This is a genomic window from Pseudomonas sp. LBUM1660 (assembly GCF_059695935.1).
This window is the reverse complement of the sequence record NZ_CP166795.1, coordinates 3,191,640-3,207,151: the sequence shown is the minus strand read 5'-3', so window position 1 is coordinate 3,207,151 and position 15,512 is coordinate 3,191,640. Positions and strand designations below refer to the sequence as shown.

8 protein-coding genes are annotated in these 15,512 nt (G+C 60.6%); 1 reads left to right on the top strand and 7 read right to left on the bottom strand.

The window, feature by feature from the left end:
- Nucleotides 1-119 precede the first annotated feature (119 nt).
- From ACA068_RS15110 to ACA068_RS15100, 3 genes are all read right to left on the bottom strand, one after another.
- The gene (locus tag ACA068_RS15110; RefSeq protein ID WP_497310515.1) at nucleotides 120-1,022 is read right to left on the bottom strand and encodes a zeta toxin family protein; all 903 of its coding nucleotides are present in this window, start codon (nucleotides 1,020-1,022) and stop codon (nucleotides 120-122) included.
- Between the two features lie 128 nt (nucleotides 1,023-1,150).
- Entirely contained in the window at nucleotides 1,151-3,430 is a 2,280-nt protein-coding gene (locus tag ACA068_RS15105) for an ATP-dependent DNA helicase (RefSeq protein ID WP_497310514.1), read from the bottom strand.
- The gene (locus ACA068_RS15100) at nucleotides 3,427-5,094 is read right to left on the bottom strand and encodes a VRR-NUC domain-containing protein (RefSeq protein WP_497310513.1); all 1,668 of its coding nucleotides are present in this window, start codon (nucleotides 5,092-5,094) and stop codon (nucleotides 3,427-3,429) included. Before ACA068_RS15100 ends, ACA068_RS15105 begins: the two co-directional genes overlap by 4 nt.
- A gap of 171 nt (nucleotides 5,095-5,265) precedes the next feature.
- Here ACA068_RS15100 and ACA068_RS15095 point away from each other — a divergent pair, with 171 nt between their 5' ends.
- The gene (locus ACA068_RS15095; protein ID WP_497310512.1) at nucleotides 5,266-5,490 is read left to right on the top strand and encodes a YgdI/YgdR family lipoprotein; all 225 of its coding nucleotides are present in this window, start codon (nucleotides 5,266-5,268) and stop codon (nucleotides 5,488-5,490) included.
- Between the two features lie 110 nt (nucleotides 5,491-5,600).
- On the opposite strand, the gene ACA068_RS15090 is transcribed toward ACA068_RS15095, so the two are convergent.
- The 4 genes from ACA068_RS15090 to eprS all read right to left on the bottom strand — a co-directional run bounded on the left by ACA068_RS15090 (nucleotide 5,601) and on the right by eprS (nucleotide 15,490).
- Complete coding sequence (locus tag ACA068_RS15090; protein ID WP_497310511.1) at nucleotides 5,601-7,454, bottom strand: polyurethane esterase; 1,854 nt, start codon at nucleotides 7,452-7,454, stop codon at nucleotides 5,601-5,603.
- A gap of 96 nt (nucleotides 7,455-7,550) precedes the next feature.
- Complete coding sequence (locus ACA068_RS15085; RefSeq protein WP_497310510.1) at nucleotides 7,551-9,239, bottom strand: polyurethane esterase; 1,689 nt, start codon at nucleotides 9,237-9,239, stop codon at nucleotides 7,551-7,553.
- Between the two features lie 24 nt (nucleotides 9,240-9,263).
- Entirely contained in the window at nucleotides 9,264-12,311 is a 3,048-nt protein-coding gene (locus tag ACA068_RS15080) for an autotransporter domain-containing protein (RefSeq protein WP_497310509.1), read from the bottom strand.
- Between the two features lie 221 nt (nucleotides 12,312-12,532).
- A complete protein-coding gene (eprS, locus tag ACA068_RS15075) occupies nucleotides 12,533-15,490 on the bottom strand; it encodes an autotransporter serine peptidase EprS (RefSeq protein WP_497310508.1) in 2,958 nt (985 codons plus the stop codon).
- Between the last annotated feature and the right edge of the window lie 22 nt (nucleotides 15,491-15,512).

Below are 15,512 nucleotides of genomic sequence, written 5' to 3'. Positions count from 1 at the left end.
AGCTGGGCGTAATTCGGCGGAACAGCCACTACGAGGTTTCGTCGTCCGAGATGGCCAGTTGCTGACCGCTCGCTGGCCGGGAGACTGCCATCGCTTCGCTGCCGAGTGGGTTCGCCTGCTTATCGGTACACGTATTTGACGATGTAGGCGTACAGGTCGTTGTAAACAACGTCAGGGACAAGCTGGGCGTACGTCTGGGTTTTGAGTAACGCCAAGTGGCATTCTTTTACCATCTCGTCCCGTTCTATAAGGGTGTGGACATGATTATTGATGATGCTGGCATAGGCGCTGTACACCGTGGGCGCCGTGGATGGCGTCGCGCCAGCGGTTGTGGAGTAAGTGATATGAGCACGCGAGATGCGCTCTTTCAGCGCCCCGAACCCGCGTTCATAAATAGTGATTTGTGAACGGTCGACCGCCTTCGACGCGGTTTCGAAGGCCAGGATGACCGCTTGCACATTCCTCATGGAAGCCTCCAGCGTCGGTAGCGTGACAAACCTTTCCAGCTCGCGGTTTTCCAGGCTTTTGAAGGCTCTTTTGATGCTCGATACGTGAGTGAACTCCAGCGTGCAGCCAACAATATGCGTTTCGAACTGATAGCCGGACGCCGTCGCCAGTGGCGGAAATGTCGCGAAATCGATGCTGTCGAACGCACACTCCATGATGATGTTGTATTTGAGCGTGAAGGCTTCGGTGAAAATCCTGGCGCAGAGCTCTCGGACGAAAGCTTCGGTATGTTCATACGCATGCAGGACGCCGAGCTTGATCATCTCCGCGTATTGAGGGTGCTTTTGTCGGTATTCGGGCAGGTAGAGACGAACATATTTGTCGTAGCGCCGGGTCGGCAGGAGTGTGTTTTCCAGAAGGAAGGTTTTACCCGAGCCTTCAAGCCCGGCGACCACCAGGATTTTGGGCGTTTCCTCGGCCGTGATACCGCGAAACAGTGTGGTTTTGATTGCATTGAACGCGGCAGTGACCTGCTCAGAAGTGTAGGTGTAGTTGAAGTTCGGTGCGGAAGACATGCCTTGATTTCCTTATCAAAGAGCTGGCTGAAAGTGATTGCCTGCCCCTTGAATAAAGCGCTGTTTCACCGTTTGTTCAAATGCGTGTTTCTTTCAAGATATGTCTTTGTTTTAAAAGGTAAAAGGTCCTACGTAACAAAGGTCAAATGTGCCTGCTCGACCGACCACCAACGCGGCAGCAAGTGTTTGACCTTGCTGTCGCCGAACCGGTCATCAATCAACATCACCACCCCTTGATCCTGCTGAGTGCGGATCACCCTTCCTGCCGCCTGCACCACTTTCTGCACCCCGGGATACAGGTAGGTGTAGTCATAACCGGCGCCGAAAATCGCCGCCATTCGATGCTTCATCTGTTCGTTGACCGGATTGAGTTGCGCCAGCCCCAGGGTGGCAATGAACGCGCCGATCAGGCGTGCGCCGGGCAAGTCGATACCTTCACCGAACGCTCCGCCCAACACCGCAAAACCAATACCTTGGCTATGCACGGTGAACTGATCGAGAAAGGCCTGGCGTTGCCCTTCCGTCATTCCCCTGGACTGCGACCACAGGGTGATCTGCGGGTGTCGCTCGGCCAGTAACTGCGCCACTTGCTGCAAATAATCAAAGCTGCTGAAAAATGCCAGGTAGTTGCCGGGGCGTTGGCTGAATTGCCGGGCGATCAGTTCGACAATCGGTTCGAGGGACGCCTGACGGTGGACGAATCGGGTCGATATCTGGCTGACGATGTGCACTTTCAACTGGTCGGCATGGAACGGTGATTCGACATCGATCCACACCGTATCCGGCGGCGTACCCAGCAGGTCCGCGTAATAATGCCGAGGACTGAGCGTCGCGGAAAACAGCACCGTGCTGCGCGCAGCCGTCAGGCGTGGGCGGATGAAACCGGCCGGCACCACGTTGCGCAGGCACAGTTGCGACAGGTGTTGTTTGCGCTCAAGGTCACGCTTGCTGATGTCGAACAGAAACTGCTCATCGAAGAGTTCGGCCACCCGGCAAAACTGCAGCATATCGAAGTAAAAACTCTGTAGGGCGCTGTCCAGGCCCTGTGGATAATCGCTGAGATAATCGCCGATGCTCGCGCTGCACGACGACAGCGCCAGGAGGAGTTTTTCCGGTGCCTTGTCGTATGCCTGATACGGCGCCAATTGCAGATTATGCAGGGCATTCCACTCGCGATTTACCCGCTGCAACGGTTTTTTCAGGGCGTCCGGTGCGGTTTTTCGTACCCCATTGAGGGTCGACTGATCGAGCGTGGCGCTGTACATCTGCCGGCCGCGTTCCACCAGGTTGTGCGCCTCATCCACCAACACCGCGACTTTCCAGTTATTGGCCTGGGCCAATCCGAACAGCAACGCACTGAAATCGAAATAGTAGTTGTAGTCGGCGACCACCACGTCTGCCCAGCGTGCCATTTCCTGGCTCAGGTAATAAGGGCAGACTTCATGCGCCAATGCCACTTGGCGCAATGCGTCCTGATTCAACAGGCGGAGTTCACTGGCGGCCTGGCGGGCGGCCGGCAAACGGTCGTAAAAACCTTGGGCCAACGGGCAGGATTCACCGTGACAGGCTTTGTCCGGGTGCTCGCAGGCCTTGTCCCGGGCGATCAGCTCCAGCACCCGCAGCGGCGGCGCAGCGGCGCTATCCAGGATCACTTGCGCGGCATCCAGCGCCAGTTTGCGCCCCGGTGTTTTCGCCGTGAGAAAGAACACCTTGTCCAATTGCTGCGGCGCCAGGGCCTTGAGCAGCGGAAACAGCGTGCCCACGGTCTTGCCGATGCCGGTCGGCGCCTGAGCCATCAGGCATCGACCGGTGCTGACCGCCTTGAACACCGATTCCGCCAAGTGCCGTTGCCCCGGACGAAAGTCGTCATGGGGAAACGCCAATTGCTGTGCCGCGTGATTGCGCGCGTCGCGATGGGCCATTTCCTGCTCGGCCCATTGCAGGAACAGCCCGCAATGATGCTCGAAGAACGACTGCAGCTCCCCGGCGCTGAAGGCCTCGACCAGGCAGGTTTCCTTTTCGCTGACAATGTCGAAGTACACCAGCGCCAGATTGATCTGCGCCAATTCCAGCTTCTGGCACATCAGCCACCCGTAGACCTTCGCTTGCGCCCAGTGCAATTTCCGGTGGTTGGCCGGTTGCTTGCTCAGGTCGCCGCGATAGGTTTTGACTTCTTCCAGGCAGTTTTGCACCGGGTCGTAGCCGTCCGCCCTGCCCTTGACCTTCAACGTTTTAAACAGGCCTTCCAGGGCGACTTCACTTTGATAACCCTCGCTTCGACGCGAGGCCACGGTGCGATGCCCGACGATGCCCTCCAGTGCGGTCGGCGACGGCGTGAAACGTAGGTCGAGGTCGCCGACCTTGGCGGTGAATTCACACAGCGCCCGCACCGCAATGCTGTAGCTCAAGCGCTCTGCTCCGCCCATTGCACGTAGCAGACGGCGATCGGCATCTGGTGTTCGTGACAGAACTCCAGCCAGCGTAATTGGTTGTCTTGCAGGCGATCGCCGGGGCCTTTGACTTCGATCATGCGGTAGGTCTTGTGCTGCGGCCAGAACTGGATCAGGTCGGGCATGCCGGCCCTGTTGGCCTTGATGTCCAGCAACAGGCGATTGAACCAGTGTTTGAGGTGTTCGGCGGGCAGGCAGTCAAGCGCCTGATCCAGCAATTCTTCGCTCAGCGCGCCCCAGAACACGAAAGGTGACTGCACGCCCCACTTGGCGACGTAACGTTCACGGATGGTCTGGATATAACGCCCGTCCTCGAGTTCGGCCAGACAGGCCTGAAACTCATCTGCTCGACGTGCATGGAAGTCTTCGTTGAGCAGGTCCACCGGCCCGCGCTGGAACGGGTGGAAAAACGCCCCCGGCAACGGAGCAAAAATCGCCGGCCAGCACAACAGGCCAAACAGCGAGTTGATCAGACTGTTCTCGACGTAATGCACCGGCGCCGAGTCCTCCGCCAGGTGCGCCTGAACATGAAATTCGACCGACAGCGCCGGATCGGTCCTGGACAACTGAAGGTCCAGGCGCAGCATTTCACGGGGAGATGGGCGCTTCATTGCCGGGCCGCCCAGTTTACGCCGCAGCCTGGGCAACACACGCAGCACATGCTGATGCTCGGTGGCGCTTTCCGGTTGTTGCTCAGCTTGAGTGGCCAGATGCAAGGCCAACTGATATTCACCACAGCGTTCCAGCACACGAATCAGCCGCACCCGAGCGCCGGGATAGGCGCAGTCGCGGTAAATCGTCAGCGCCGTGGAAAAATCCGTGATGCGTTCGCAGTACTGACCGATCTGGAACAACAGCTTGCCGCGACGGCGTTGCAACCACGGGTTGTCGAGCGCCAGCCCGTTGATCTGCTCGACAATATCTGCCACCGCCTCGCCGGCCTCGAAACGTTGCTGGCATTGGTGCAGGAACAGGCAGGCGTCCACGTCTTCACGGCTGCGCAGGCCCCGGGATTCGGCACAGAATTCGACTTTTTCATAGGTAAAGATGCCGAGGTCGGCCAGCACGAACTCCGACCAGTCCTGATACAGGTTGCCGAAGAACATCAGCCGCAAGCGATCGCACAGGTCCATGATGGTCAGCGTGAACAGCCGGTCGTTCAGTTGCGGGCACCATTGCGCGAAGCTTTGCGCCTCGCAGAACTGCTCGCTCAGGGTCGCCAGCCAATCGGTCTTCTTGCCTTTGGGTTGCTCGATGGCGGCACCGAAGCAGTGAAGAATCTCGGCCTTGAGCAGAACGTCGAACAGTTCCTCGATCTGTAGCGGCGATTGCGCAGAGATCCAGCCTGACGCCAGCAATGGCTCGGCAGCACTGGCAATGTCGCCAATCTCGACGTAACTCAATTTGCCAGCCCTGAAATGCAGGCCCTTGCGCATCACCATCCTGACCAGCAGCGCCCGCGACTCACGAGGTTGTCGACGGAAATCGCGGATGAAGACCTGCTCCTCGACGCTCAGTACATCGGCATAGCGATGCTCAAGCCAATCAAGCACTTGCATGAAGTTGTTCAGGTAATAGAACGGATCGTCGAGAGGATTTGCAGTCACTGGAGAAAGGGCCATGGCGTGCGAGTACTGGTTATGCGTACAGATACCAGCTACAGCGACTCCGGTGCAAACGGAAAAGGATAAGCGGCGGCGCTATTTGGCTATTTTCAGGTGGCCATCGAACTTTCTGCCAATCCACGGCACCAACCGGCATAGCGGCTTTTTTTATGCAGTTGAGAGGTGGGTATGAATATCAAGACTCTGGGTTTGCCCTTGGCAGCGGCGGCCTTCCTGGCCCTGGCCGGTTGCTCCACGCCAACAGTCGTGACGTTGCAGAACGGCACCCAGTATTTGACCAAGGACATGCCGAAAACCAAGACCAAGGACGGGTTTTACGAATTTGAGGATATTTCCGGCGCGAAAGTGAAGGTCAATGCCGACGACGTGGCGACGGTTCGCGAGGAAGACTGAAAACCGGGTTATCGTTCTTCGCGGGCAAGCCTCGCTCCTAAAAGGAATCGCACAACCCTGTAGGAGCGAGGCTTGCCCGCGAAGAGGCCCTTACCGGCGGCAAATCAACGTCAGGCGATTACGATCCCGGAGCCAGACAAACTCTCCAGCCCAACCCCCACCAACGTCACCGAATCCCCACCAAATGTCAGCAGCGTATCCTGCCCCACCGCCGTGGCATGAGCCCGATAGTCATCATTCGGCACGACCCCCTGAACCCCGAGAAATACCAGCTTGTCGTTCGCCTGATACCCCACCACCCGGTCCTGACCAAACGCACCGCTGAACAGGAACGTATCAATCCCGCCCCCCGATTCCATCAGGTCATTCCCCGCCCCGCCCACCAACACATCGTTGCCCTTGCCGCCGATCAAATGATCGTTGCCGTCCAGACCAAACAGCCAGTCGCCCGTCGCATGCGCCTTGAGCGTATCGGCCCCCGCGCCGCCCTTCACCGATGACGCGTATGACGTCAGGTTGTTGCCGACGGCAAGTCCATTGGCCGTCACGCTGTGCGTCACGTCATCCTTGAACAACCCCCACAAGAACCCCGGTTCCTTGGTGACAATGCTGCCGATGTCCCGGGTGATGCTGATGCCGCCATTGGCATCACGAACATAGAGGTTGCCGGCACCGTCATTGGCAAAGTCGAGATTCTTCACCGACTGCTGCAAGTCCAGCACGTTGTTGCCCTTGCCCCCCAACAGGATGTTGTAGCCGCCGCCGTCACGGAAGGTGTCGTTACCCTCACGGCCCTCCAGGTAGTCGTTGCCCTTGCCGCCCTGAATCAGGTCGTTGCCGTCGCTGCCGATGATGAAGGTGCTGCCCTTGTGGGTTTCGGCGTTGCGATTGAGGTCCTGAACCCAGGTGTAGGCGCGCGCCGGGTCCGAGAGGTTCGCGACGATGATCGTCGAGTCCTTGCTGGTGAGGTCGTAGAACTTCGATTCGATCACCCGGTTCATGCCGTCGCCATAAGCGGTCGGCAAGTGCGAGATCCAGGTCGGGATGTTGAGGATGGAGAACGGCAGCACATTCCACGCGGTCGAGGCGTAGTGGTCGTTGAAGCTGACGATGTTATCGGTCGCCGAGGCCTTGGCGGCATCGTGCACACCCACCGACGACAGGTTGAAGGATGAACCGTCGAGGGCCCGAAACACCGGGTCGTTTTCATAGCCGACGTTGAGCACTTTGTCGGTGCTGCTCTGGGTCGGGGACGCGTAGGCGATGTAGTTGGAATCCTTGTAGAACCCGGACCACTTGTCCGTGCTCAAGTCCGCCAGGCTGTTGACCGCCAGCCCGCCGAGGCTGTGGCCGCTGACCAGCACGTTTTTACCTGACAGGCCATTGGCCTGGGCAAATGCCATGACGTCGCCGAGCAGATTGCCGAAGGCTTCGCCCACATAGTTTTTCGCATAATCCTTGGGACCGAAGGCCGCCAGAAGATCGTTGATCACGTCGCCGATGGAGTCGCCGATCAAGGTTTCTCGCGGCCCGCTGGTGCCGCGAAAGGCGATGCCGATTTCGGTGAGATGGCCTTGAGCATCGTACTTCCCGAGGATCTCGACCTGCGCGCTGGTGTACCCGGCCTTCTCGCCGAAGAACGTTCCGCGAGCGTCGACCTTGCCGTCATAACCCAGTTGCGAGGCCGTGATGGGCGTCCAGCCGGCTTTTTGCACGGCCTCCAGCGCAGCTTTTTCCGAATCGGGGTTCCAGGGAATGCCGGGGATCACGCCCTGGGAATCGGTGCCACCCAGCAGCGCGGTGACCAAAGTCGCCGGCAAGCCCAGGCCGAAGCCGTTGTGCTGGTAACCGGTGGCAAAGCCATTGTCGAGGTTGTGATAGGAATACAGCGTGATCGCCATTGCGTCGGTAAACAACGCTTTGGAATCGGCTGTGCCGAAGTTTTTGTAGTCATACACACCCATTGGTATTGCCTCTCTTTTGTTGGAATTGTCAGAGATAGCTCACAACCAGGACGCCTCGTTCACGAGGCGCCCCGGAGCATTTAGTGCATGCAGCTTTTACGCAAACGTGATGCCTGAAGCCGACAGGCTGTCCAGTCCCACTCCCACCAGGGTCACGGCAAAATCGCCCACCTTCAGAACCGTGTCATGGCCCGACTGCGAAGCGTGTTGCTTGTAGTCATACCCCTGCCCCGCGCCCTGAACACCCAGGAACACCAGCTTGTCGTTGCCCTGGTAGCCATTGATCGCGTCAAAACCGAAGGCGCCGCTGAACAGGAAGGTGTTGTTGCCACCCGAACCCTGCATCACGTCGTTGCCCGCGCCACCGACGAAGGTCACCTGGCTTTTGTCGCTGCGCAGCAGGTCGTCGCCGGCATGACCGAACAACCAGTCGCCGTCGACGCTGGCCGCCAGTGTGTTGCCGTAGGCGTCACCGTTGAGCGAGTGGTTGTAGTGGGTCAATTCACTGCCATTGAGCAAGCCATTGGCGGTGACGCTGTAAGTCACCTCTTTGCTCCCCCACCATGACCCCGACTCCTTGCTCACCAGCGCGCCGATGTCGCGGGTCATGCTGATGCCGCCATAGGCATCGCGCACGTACAGGGTGCCGTCGCCGTCGTTGGCAACGCTGAAGTTCTGCAACGGCTTCTGCAATTCGAAGGTGTTGCTGCCCTTGCCGCCCAGCAGAAGGTTGTAACCGCCGTCATCGCGGAACCGGTCGTTGCCGTCGCGGCCTTCGATGAAATCATTGCCGGCACCGCCCTTAAGCAGGTCGTTGCTGTCGGTGCCGATGATGAAGGTGCTGCCGGTATGGGGTTCGCCGCTGCGACCGAGGTCCTCGACCCAGGTTTTGCCCCGGGACGATTCCGCCAGGTTGGAGACGATCAGCGTCGAGTCCTTGTCGGTGAGGTCATAGAAACGCGAGTCGATCACCCGGTTTAAACCGTCGGCATAGCCCAACGAGCCATGGGCCGACCAGTTCAGCGGATTGAGGATGCTGAACGGCACCAGGTTCTGTGCGGTGGAGGCGTATTGGTCATTGAAGTTGACGATGTTGTTGGTCGCCGACTCCTGATGCCCATCGTGCTTGCCCAGCGAACCTGTGCTGAACGTGGTGCCGTCGAGCACCCGGAACACCGGATCGTTCTCGTAGCCGATGTTCAACACGTTGTTGCCGGTCGCGCTCTGGGTCGGTGAGGCGAACGCGATGTAGTTGGCGTCCTTGAAGAAACCGCCCCAGTTGTTGCCGCTCAACTCGGCCAGGCTGTTGACCCCCAACCCGCCGAGGCTATGGCCGCTGACCATGACGTCCTTGGCGCTCAGGCCATGGGCGATGGAAAACGCGGCAACGTCCTTGAGCAAGGTGTCGAAGGCGTTTTTCGCGTAGTTCGTCGCGTAATCCACCGGGCCGATGGCGGCCAGCAGGTTGTTTTTCATGTCGCCGAAGGTGTCGCTGTACCCCAGGCCTCCGGTGCCCCGGAAGGCAATGCCGATACCGATCAGCTTGCCCGCCGTGTCGTACTTGCCGAGCACTTCGGCTTCGGCGCTGGTGAAGCCGTCCTTCTCGCCAAAGAAGGTGCCCTGAGCACCGACCTTGCCTTGATAACCCAGCTGCGCAGCGCCAATCGGCGCCCACGCGGTGGCCGGCAGCGGCTTACCGGTTGGCGTGTACGCATACAGCGTCAGGGCGATGGCGTCGCTGTACAACGCCTTGCCATCCGCATTTTTGTAATCGAACAGTCCCATGTCGTTTGCTTCCTTTGCGTTGAATCAGAACTGCCAGTCGAGCGTCAGCCCCACACCGTGGTCCTTCTCGCTGGAGCCCAGCAGTCCGTTGTAGTCCAGGCTCACCCGCACATCCCGAGCCACTGCCAGACCGGCCCGCGCACCCACGACGGCAGCGTTACGATCCAGAGACACGCTCTGCACGCTGAACCCGGTGTTGCCGTTCACGAAAGCCAGGTGATCTTCAGAACCGGTGTTGCTCAGGTTGTGCTGCCAGCCCAGAGTGCCGGACAGTTCCAGTTGCTGTTTGTCAGACAGGGCAATGGCTTTGCTCGCCCGCAAACCGAGGGTCGAGAGCACGGCGTCGCGGTTGTCTTCGCCACCCTTGAGCGCCGCGGCATCACCTTTCTCGGTGAAGCTGTCGCTGTTGAGGTGCACGTAAGCCAGGTTGGCGAACGGTTCCAGGGCCAGCGGTTGCAGGTCCAGGCGATACGCCGCTTCGGTAAACAGTTGGGCGGTGGTCGCATCGCGCTTGGATTTCTGTTTGCCGCTGACGTCACCGAATTGCAGGTCACGTTTCACATCGATGCGATGCCAGCTGTAAGCGCCGCCGACGCTCAAGCGCAGTGCATCGATTTCATGGCCCAGGTAGGCACCCAAGTGATAGCTGTCGACCGAGGCTGACGAATGCGTGCCATCGCCCATGCTCAACGAACTGTCGCTATACCCGGTGACGAAACCGAGCCGCGTATCTTTAGTGATCAGACCGTCGACACCGGCCAGCAAGCCGCCGATGGAGCTGGTGGAACTGGCGTTGTCATGCCCGCCGTCGCTCTTGCCCCAGGCGCCGAGGACTTTGACCCAGGCGTTGCTGCGGTCATCGGTCGGTGCCGCCGCATCGAACAGATCACGCTCACGCAGGCGTTCGCCGACGGCATCGCGCAGGTAACGGCTGTCGTTGATCAGCAACGTGCCGATCGCCGGGTGAATCTCACCGGACAGTTGCTGGAAGGCTTGTTGCGCGACCGCTGCGGTCGGCGACAGCAACAGGGTTTCATAGAGCGGATTACCCGCGCCCAGTTGCTCGGCAGCGGCAGCGACGGCGCGTTGGTTCGGGGTCTGGCCGACGCTGGCGAAGGACGCTGCGTTGCGCTCTACCGCCAACTGGATGCCAGTGGCCGAGTAGTCAAGGGCGCCACCGATGAACAGGTAGTTCGGCAGGACTGCGCCAAACCGCCCTTCGATCCCGCCGGCCGCTTGCAGAATGTTGTATTGATTGCCGAGCAGGGATTGCACTTCGCTGGTGGTCAGCAAGGTCGGGCTGTTTTCCAGGGACAGGCTGACGGTCGCGCCGTCGATCACGGCTTTACCGCCCGCGATGATCTGGTCGCTGCTGGTGGGCGACAACTCCACGGCGTAGGTCGAGCCGGGCTCAAAAGTCACGTCGCCCGCCACCTGCAAGGTGCCGATGGAATTGCCGGGCGCCACGGTGCCGCCGCTTTTCGCGGTCAGTGCGCCGATGCGGCCATTACCGCCGAGCATCCCGCTGTCGTTGACGGTGACCGCCGAGAGCAGCGAGCCGTTGATTGCCAATCGGCCCTGATTGACCAGGGTCGGACCGGCGTAGGTGTTGGCGCCGGTCAGCACCAGCGTGCCGATGCCCTGCTTGGTCAGGCCGCCATGGCCGAAAATGTCGTTGCGCCACACATCCAGTCCGCAATGCACGTCATTGCACACGCGTTCGGTGGGTTTGCCCGCATCGATAATCGCGCCGATGCCTGGCAAGTCCGCGACAAACTGGCTCGAACCGTAGGCCCCCTGGATGCGGAATTCCTCGGGAATGTCTTGCTCGGTGACCAACATCGCCGGGCCATCGATGCCTTTGCGCAGGTTGATCATGCCCCAGCCGTACAGCGAGTCGACACCCGGTGCGCCCATGTCGGTGGCCGTGGTACGCAGCACGCTGGCGACCTGGGCGCCGGTCATGTACGGAAAGCGTTCCATCAGCACGGCCACCGCACCCGCGACGTGCGGTGCCGCCATGGAAGTCCCGTTTTTGTTGGCGTAGCCCACGGTCAGGTCACTGGCATTGGTGCCGCCGATGACGGCGCTGAAGATCTTGCTGCCCGGTGCCGACACGCAGAAACTCGCGGTGTAGCCGCAGCGCGACGAGAAGGTGCTGATGTTGTAGAGGTCCGGGCTGTTGAGGTCCGGGTTCTTCTGCAAGGCTGCGACGGTCATCCAGTTCGGTGCGATTTCGGGGACGAAATAACCGAGGCCGGCGATGGCGTCCGGGTTATTGAGGTTGTAGTCGTTGCCGGCGGCGAAGATCGTCACGATGCCGCTGCGAGCGGCCGCGATCGCACCGTCATAGGCGCCGCCCTGGCGTGTGCCGAGGATGGGCTGGATCTCATTGAACTGCAGTCGCGCGTCCTGCACGGTGAAGTGCGGATACGCCGGGTCGCGGCCGCCCAGGTCGAAGCGATCGGTGATGCCGATGCCCCAACTGTTGTTGATGATCCGCGCACCGCTGGCGATCAACGCATCCCAACCGGCCTTGTACACCGCACCGTCGTTACCGAGGATGATGCCGTCTTCAGGGCCCGGATCGCCGTTGTCGGCGCTGATGATCTGCGCGTTGTACGCCACGCCGTGCATCGGGTTGCCGTCACGGCTGCCCGCCGCGATCCCGCCGACGTGCGTGCCGTGGGAGCCGAGCTTGCCGTCGTAGCCGACCGTGGGCGAACCGTCATACCGAAACGCATCGCCAGCTTTGACCGGGATGTACGGGTCGGTGTACTCGCGGATACCGCTGGTGACCAGGGTGACCACTTTGTTGGCACCGGAAAACTCCGGATGCTGGGCGTAAACCGGTTGATCGAAGATCCCCAGTTTCACGCCTGTGCCGCTGTAGCCGGCGGCGTAGGCGTCCTGGGCATTGATGGCGCCCAGGCCCCAGTCAGCGTTGAACTCAGCGCTGCGCCAACTGTTGGGATCGCCTGCTTTACCGTTTTCCACGTAGGGCGCCGCTTGCGCGGTGCCTACTGAGGCCAATGCACAAAGCAAGGCAAGGTTGTTGTACTTCTTATTCATCCAGCTACCGTCCTTAGTTGTGTTGCGAAAATCCCTGTGCTTTGAGAAGCACACTTTTATGTTGTGAAGCACTTCTCCTGTAGCAGCTGCCGAAGGCTGCGTCCGGCTGCGAAGCAGTCGTAAAATCAGGCACTGCGGTCCGTCAGATACACCGTGCATGCAGGGTTTACGACTGCTGCGCAGCCGAACGCAGCCTTCGGCAGCTGCTACAAGGGTTCACTTTAAAACTGCCAGTTGAGGCTCAGCCCTACGCCATGGCTCTTCTCGCGGCTGGCCAGTTGGCCGGTGTAATCGAGGTTCACGCGAATGTCCCGGCTCAGGGCCAGGCTGGCATGGGCGCCTACCAGCGCTGCATCACGCACCATGGGCGAGCTCTCCACCGAGAACGACGTGCTGCCGCTGGCAAATGCCAGGTGTTCTTCGGCATCGGTGTTACTCAGGTTGTGCTGCCAGCCGAGGCTCGCGCCCAGTTCAAGCTGCTGTTGGCCGGACAGGTTCACGGTTTTCGACGCGCGCACGCCCAACGTGCTGAGCACCGCCTCACGCGTGTCGCCACGGCTTTTCAGTGCGGCGCCATCACCTTTCTCGGTGAAACCGTCGGTATCGAGGCGCACGTAGGCCAGGCTGGCAAAGGGTTCGAGCGCGAGCGGTTGCAGGTTCAGGCGATACGCCGCTTCGCCGAACACTTGAGTGGTGCCGGCATCGACCTTGGCTTTCTGCCTGGCGCTGACGTCACCGTATTGCAGGTCACGTTTGACGTCGGCGCGGTGCCAGCTGTAGGCACCGCCGGCATTCAGGCGCCAGGCACCGACTTCGCGACCGGCGTAAGCGCCCAAGTGATAGCTGTCGACCTTGGCTGATGAATGAGTGCCCGAGCCCATGCTCACCGAGCTATCGCTATAACCCGTGACCAGGCCGATCCGGGTTTGCTCGTCAATCGCGCCATCGACACCAGCGAGCAAGCCGCCAATCGAGGTGGTGTAACCGGCGGTGTCATAGCGATCATCGGTCTTGCCCCAGGCCCCCAGCGCCTTGATCCAGCCATTGCGTTGAGCGCCTTTGGCATCAACCAGTCGCTCACCGACGGCATCACGCAGGTAACGACTGTCGTTGATCAGCACCGAACCCAGCGCCGGATAGATTTCCCCCGACAACTGCTGGAAGGCCTGCTGTGCGGACGTCGCGGTGGGCGACAGCAACAGGCTTTCGTACACCGCATTTCCCGCCCCAAGCCCTTCCACGGCAGAGGCGACGGCGCGTTGGTTCGGCGTCTGGCCGACGCTGGCGAACGTCGTGTCGTTACGCTCCACACTCAGTTGAATGCCGGTGGCGGCGTAATCGAGGCTGCCGCCGATGAACAGATAGTTGGGCAGCACCGCGCCGAACTGACCTTGAACACCACCGGCCGCTTGCAGAATGTTGTACTGATGACCAAGCAGGCTTTGCACTTGTCGGGTGCTGAGCAGGGTCGGGCTGTTTTCCAGCGACAGGCTGACCGTCGCGCCGCTGACCGTGGCCGTGCCGCCCGCGATGATTCGGTCGCTATCGGTCGGCGACAGCTCCACCGCGTAGGTCGAGCCGGGCGCAAACGTGACGTCGCCGGCGACCTGCAAGGTGCCAATGGAATTGCCCGGCGCAACCGTTGCGCCGCGATTGGCCGTCAGGGCGCCAACACGTCCCGACCCACCCAGCGTGCCGCTGTCATTGACGGTCACGCTGGATGCCAACGAACCGTTGACCGACAGCAGGCCGCCATTCACCGTGGTCGACCCGCGCCAGGTGTTGTCGCCGGTCAGCATCAATCGTCCGGCACCGGATTTGATCAGGCTACCTTCGTACAGTCGAGTGGTGGCGGCAAGATCGCGCGCCATGCCGACAGCGTAATCCGTCTGATCCTGCAGACTGGCACCGGCCGGCACGCCGCTCTCCCAGCCTTTGGTCCTCAATGTCTGTTGCCAGGTACTGCGTTCGGCCGCGTCTTCGCCCTGGCGCTGGATCAGCGCGTTGTCCGAGATGTCGTTGCTCCAGACATCGCTCTGCCCTGCCCCCAGATTGGCGTCGAAACGCCCGAGCAATTGCCCCGGTCCGCGCATCGCCCGTTCAAGGTTGGCCACGCCCCAGCCGACGCGGGTATTGGGCGCCTGGGTGACGGAACCATCGAGTTGGGTAGCGGTGGTCAACAGGGTTTCCAGCGCCTGCTGGTTGGTCATGTACGGATAGCGTTCCATGACCAGCGCCAACGCGCCGGTGGCATGTGGCGCGGACATGGAGGTGCCGGATTTGATCGCATAACCGGCGCCCGGGATGGTGCTGTCGATCTTCGCGCCGGGGGTGGTGATGCACCAATACTTGGCGATCCCACACTGGTTGTACTTCTGCTGGTTACTTTGATCCAGTCCCGACACCGCCAGCCAGTGGCCTTCCAGGTCCGGCTGGAAATACGGCAAGGCCGAACGCACGCTGGCATTCGGGTAACCGCTGTTGCCGGCGCTGAACACGTTGATCACACCGCGTCGGGAAACGTCAGCCGCCGCATCGAGCCAGGTGCCTTTGTTCCAGTGCTGGGCGTAAGCAGCGTGCAGATCGTCGAGGGTGCGATAGCTGACGTCCGGCGGCTGGCTGCCCCAACTGTTGTTGATCGCCCGCACGCCAGCGTCGGCCAAGGCGTTATAGACCGCTTTGAAGTAGCGCGGATCAGGGTTGGGACCGAACAGAAAGCTGTCGTTCTTGTTGGTATTGCCGACGTAGACCTGCGCGTTGTACGCCACACCGTGCATGCCGGTGCCATCGCGGGACGCACCGATGGTGCCGGCGACGTGGGTGCCGTGGGAGTCGTTGTTGGCGTTGAGGGTGCCGTCGACATTGAACAGGGAGCCGTCGACGTAGCTGCCGCTGGCCAGTACCGCGTGGTAACGGTGGGTGGCGAATTCGGGATGGGAGGCATCGAAGCCTGAATCGAGCTCGCCGATTTTCACACCCTTGCCGGTGATGCCGGCGGCGTAGGCTTGGTCGGCCTGCATGCGGGCCAGTCCCCAGTCACGCTGAAACTCCACCGAGCGCCAACTGGCCGCATCGCCCAAGGTACCGTTTTCCTGATAAAGCGCCTGGGCCGAGCCTGGCGCTACTGAAATCCAGAGCAATAGCGTGCCGACCGACATCGGCTTGATCTGTACGTCCATGTTCAACTTCTCGCTTTTTTGG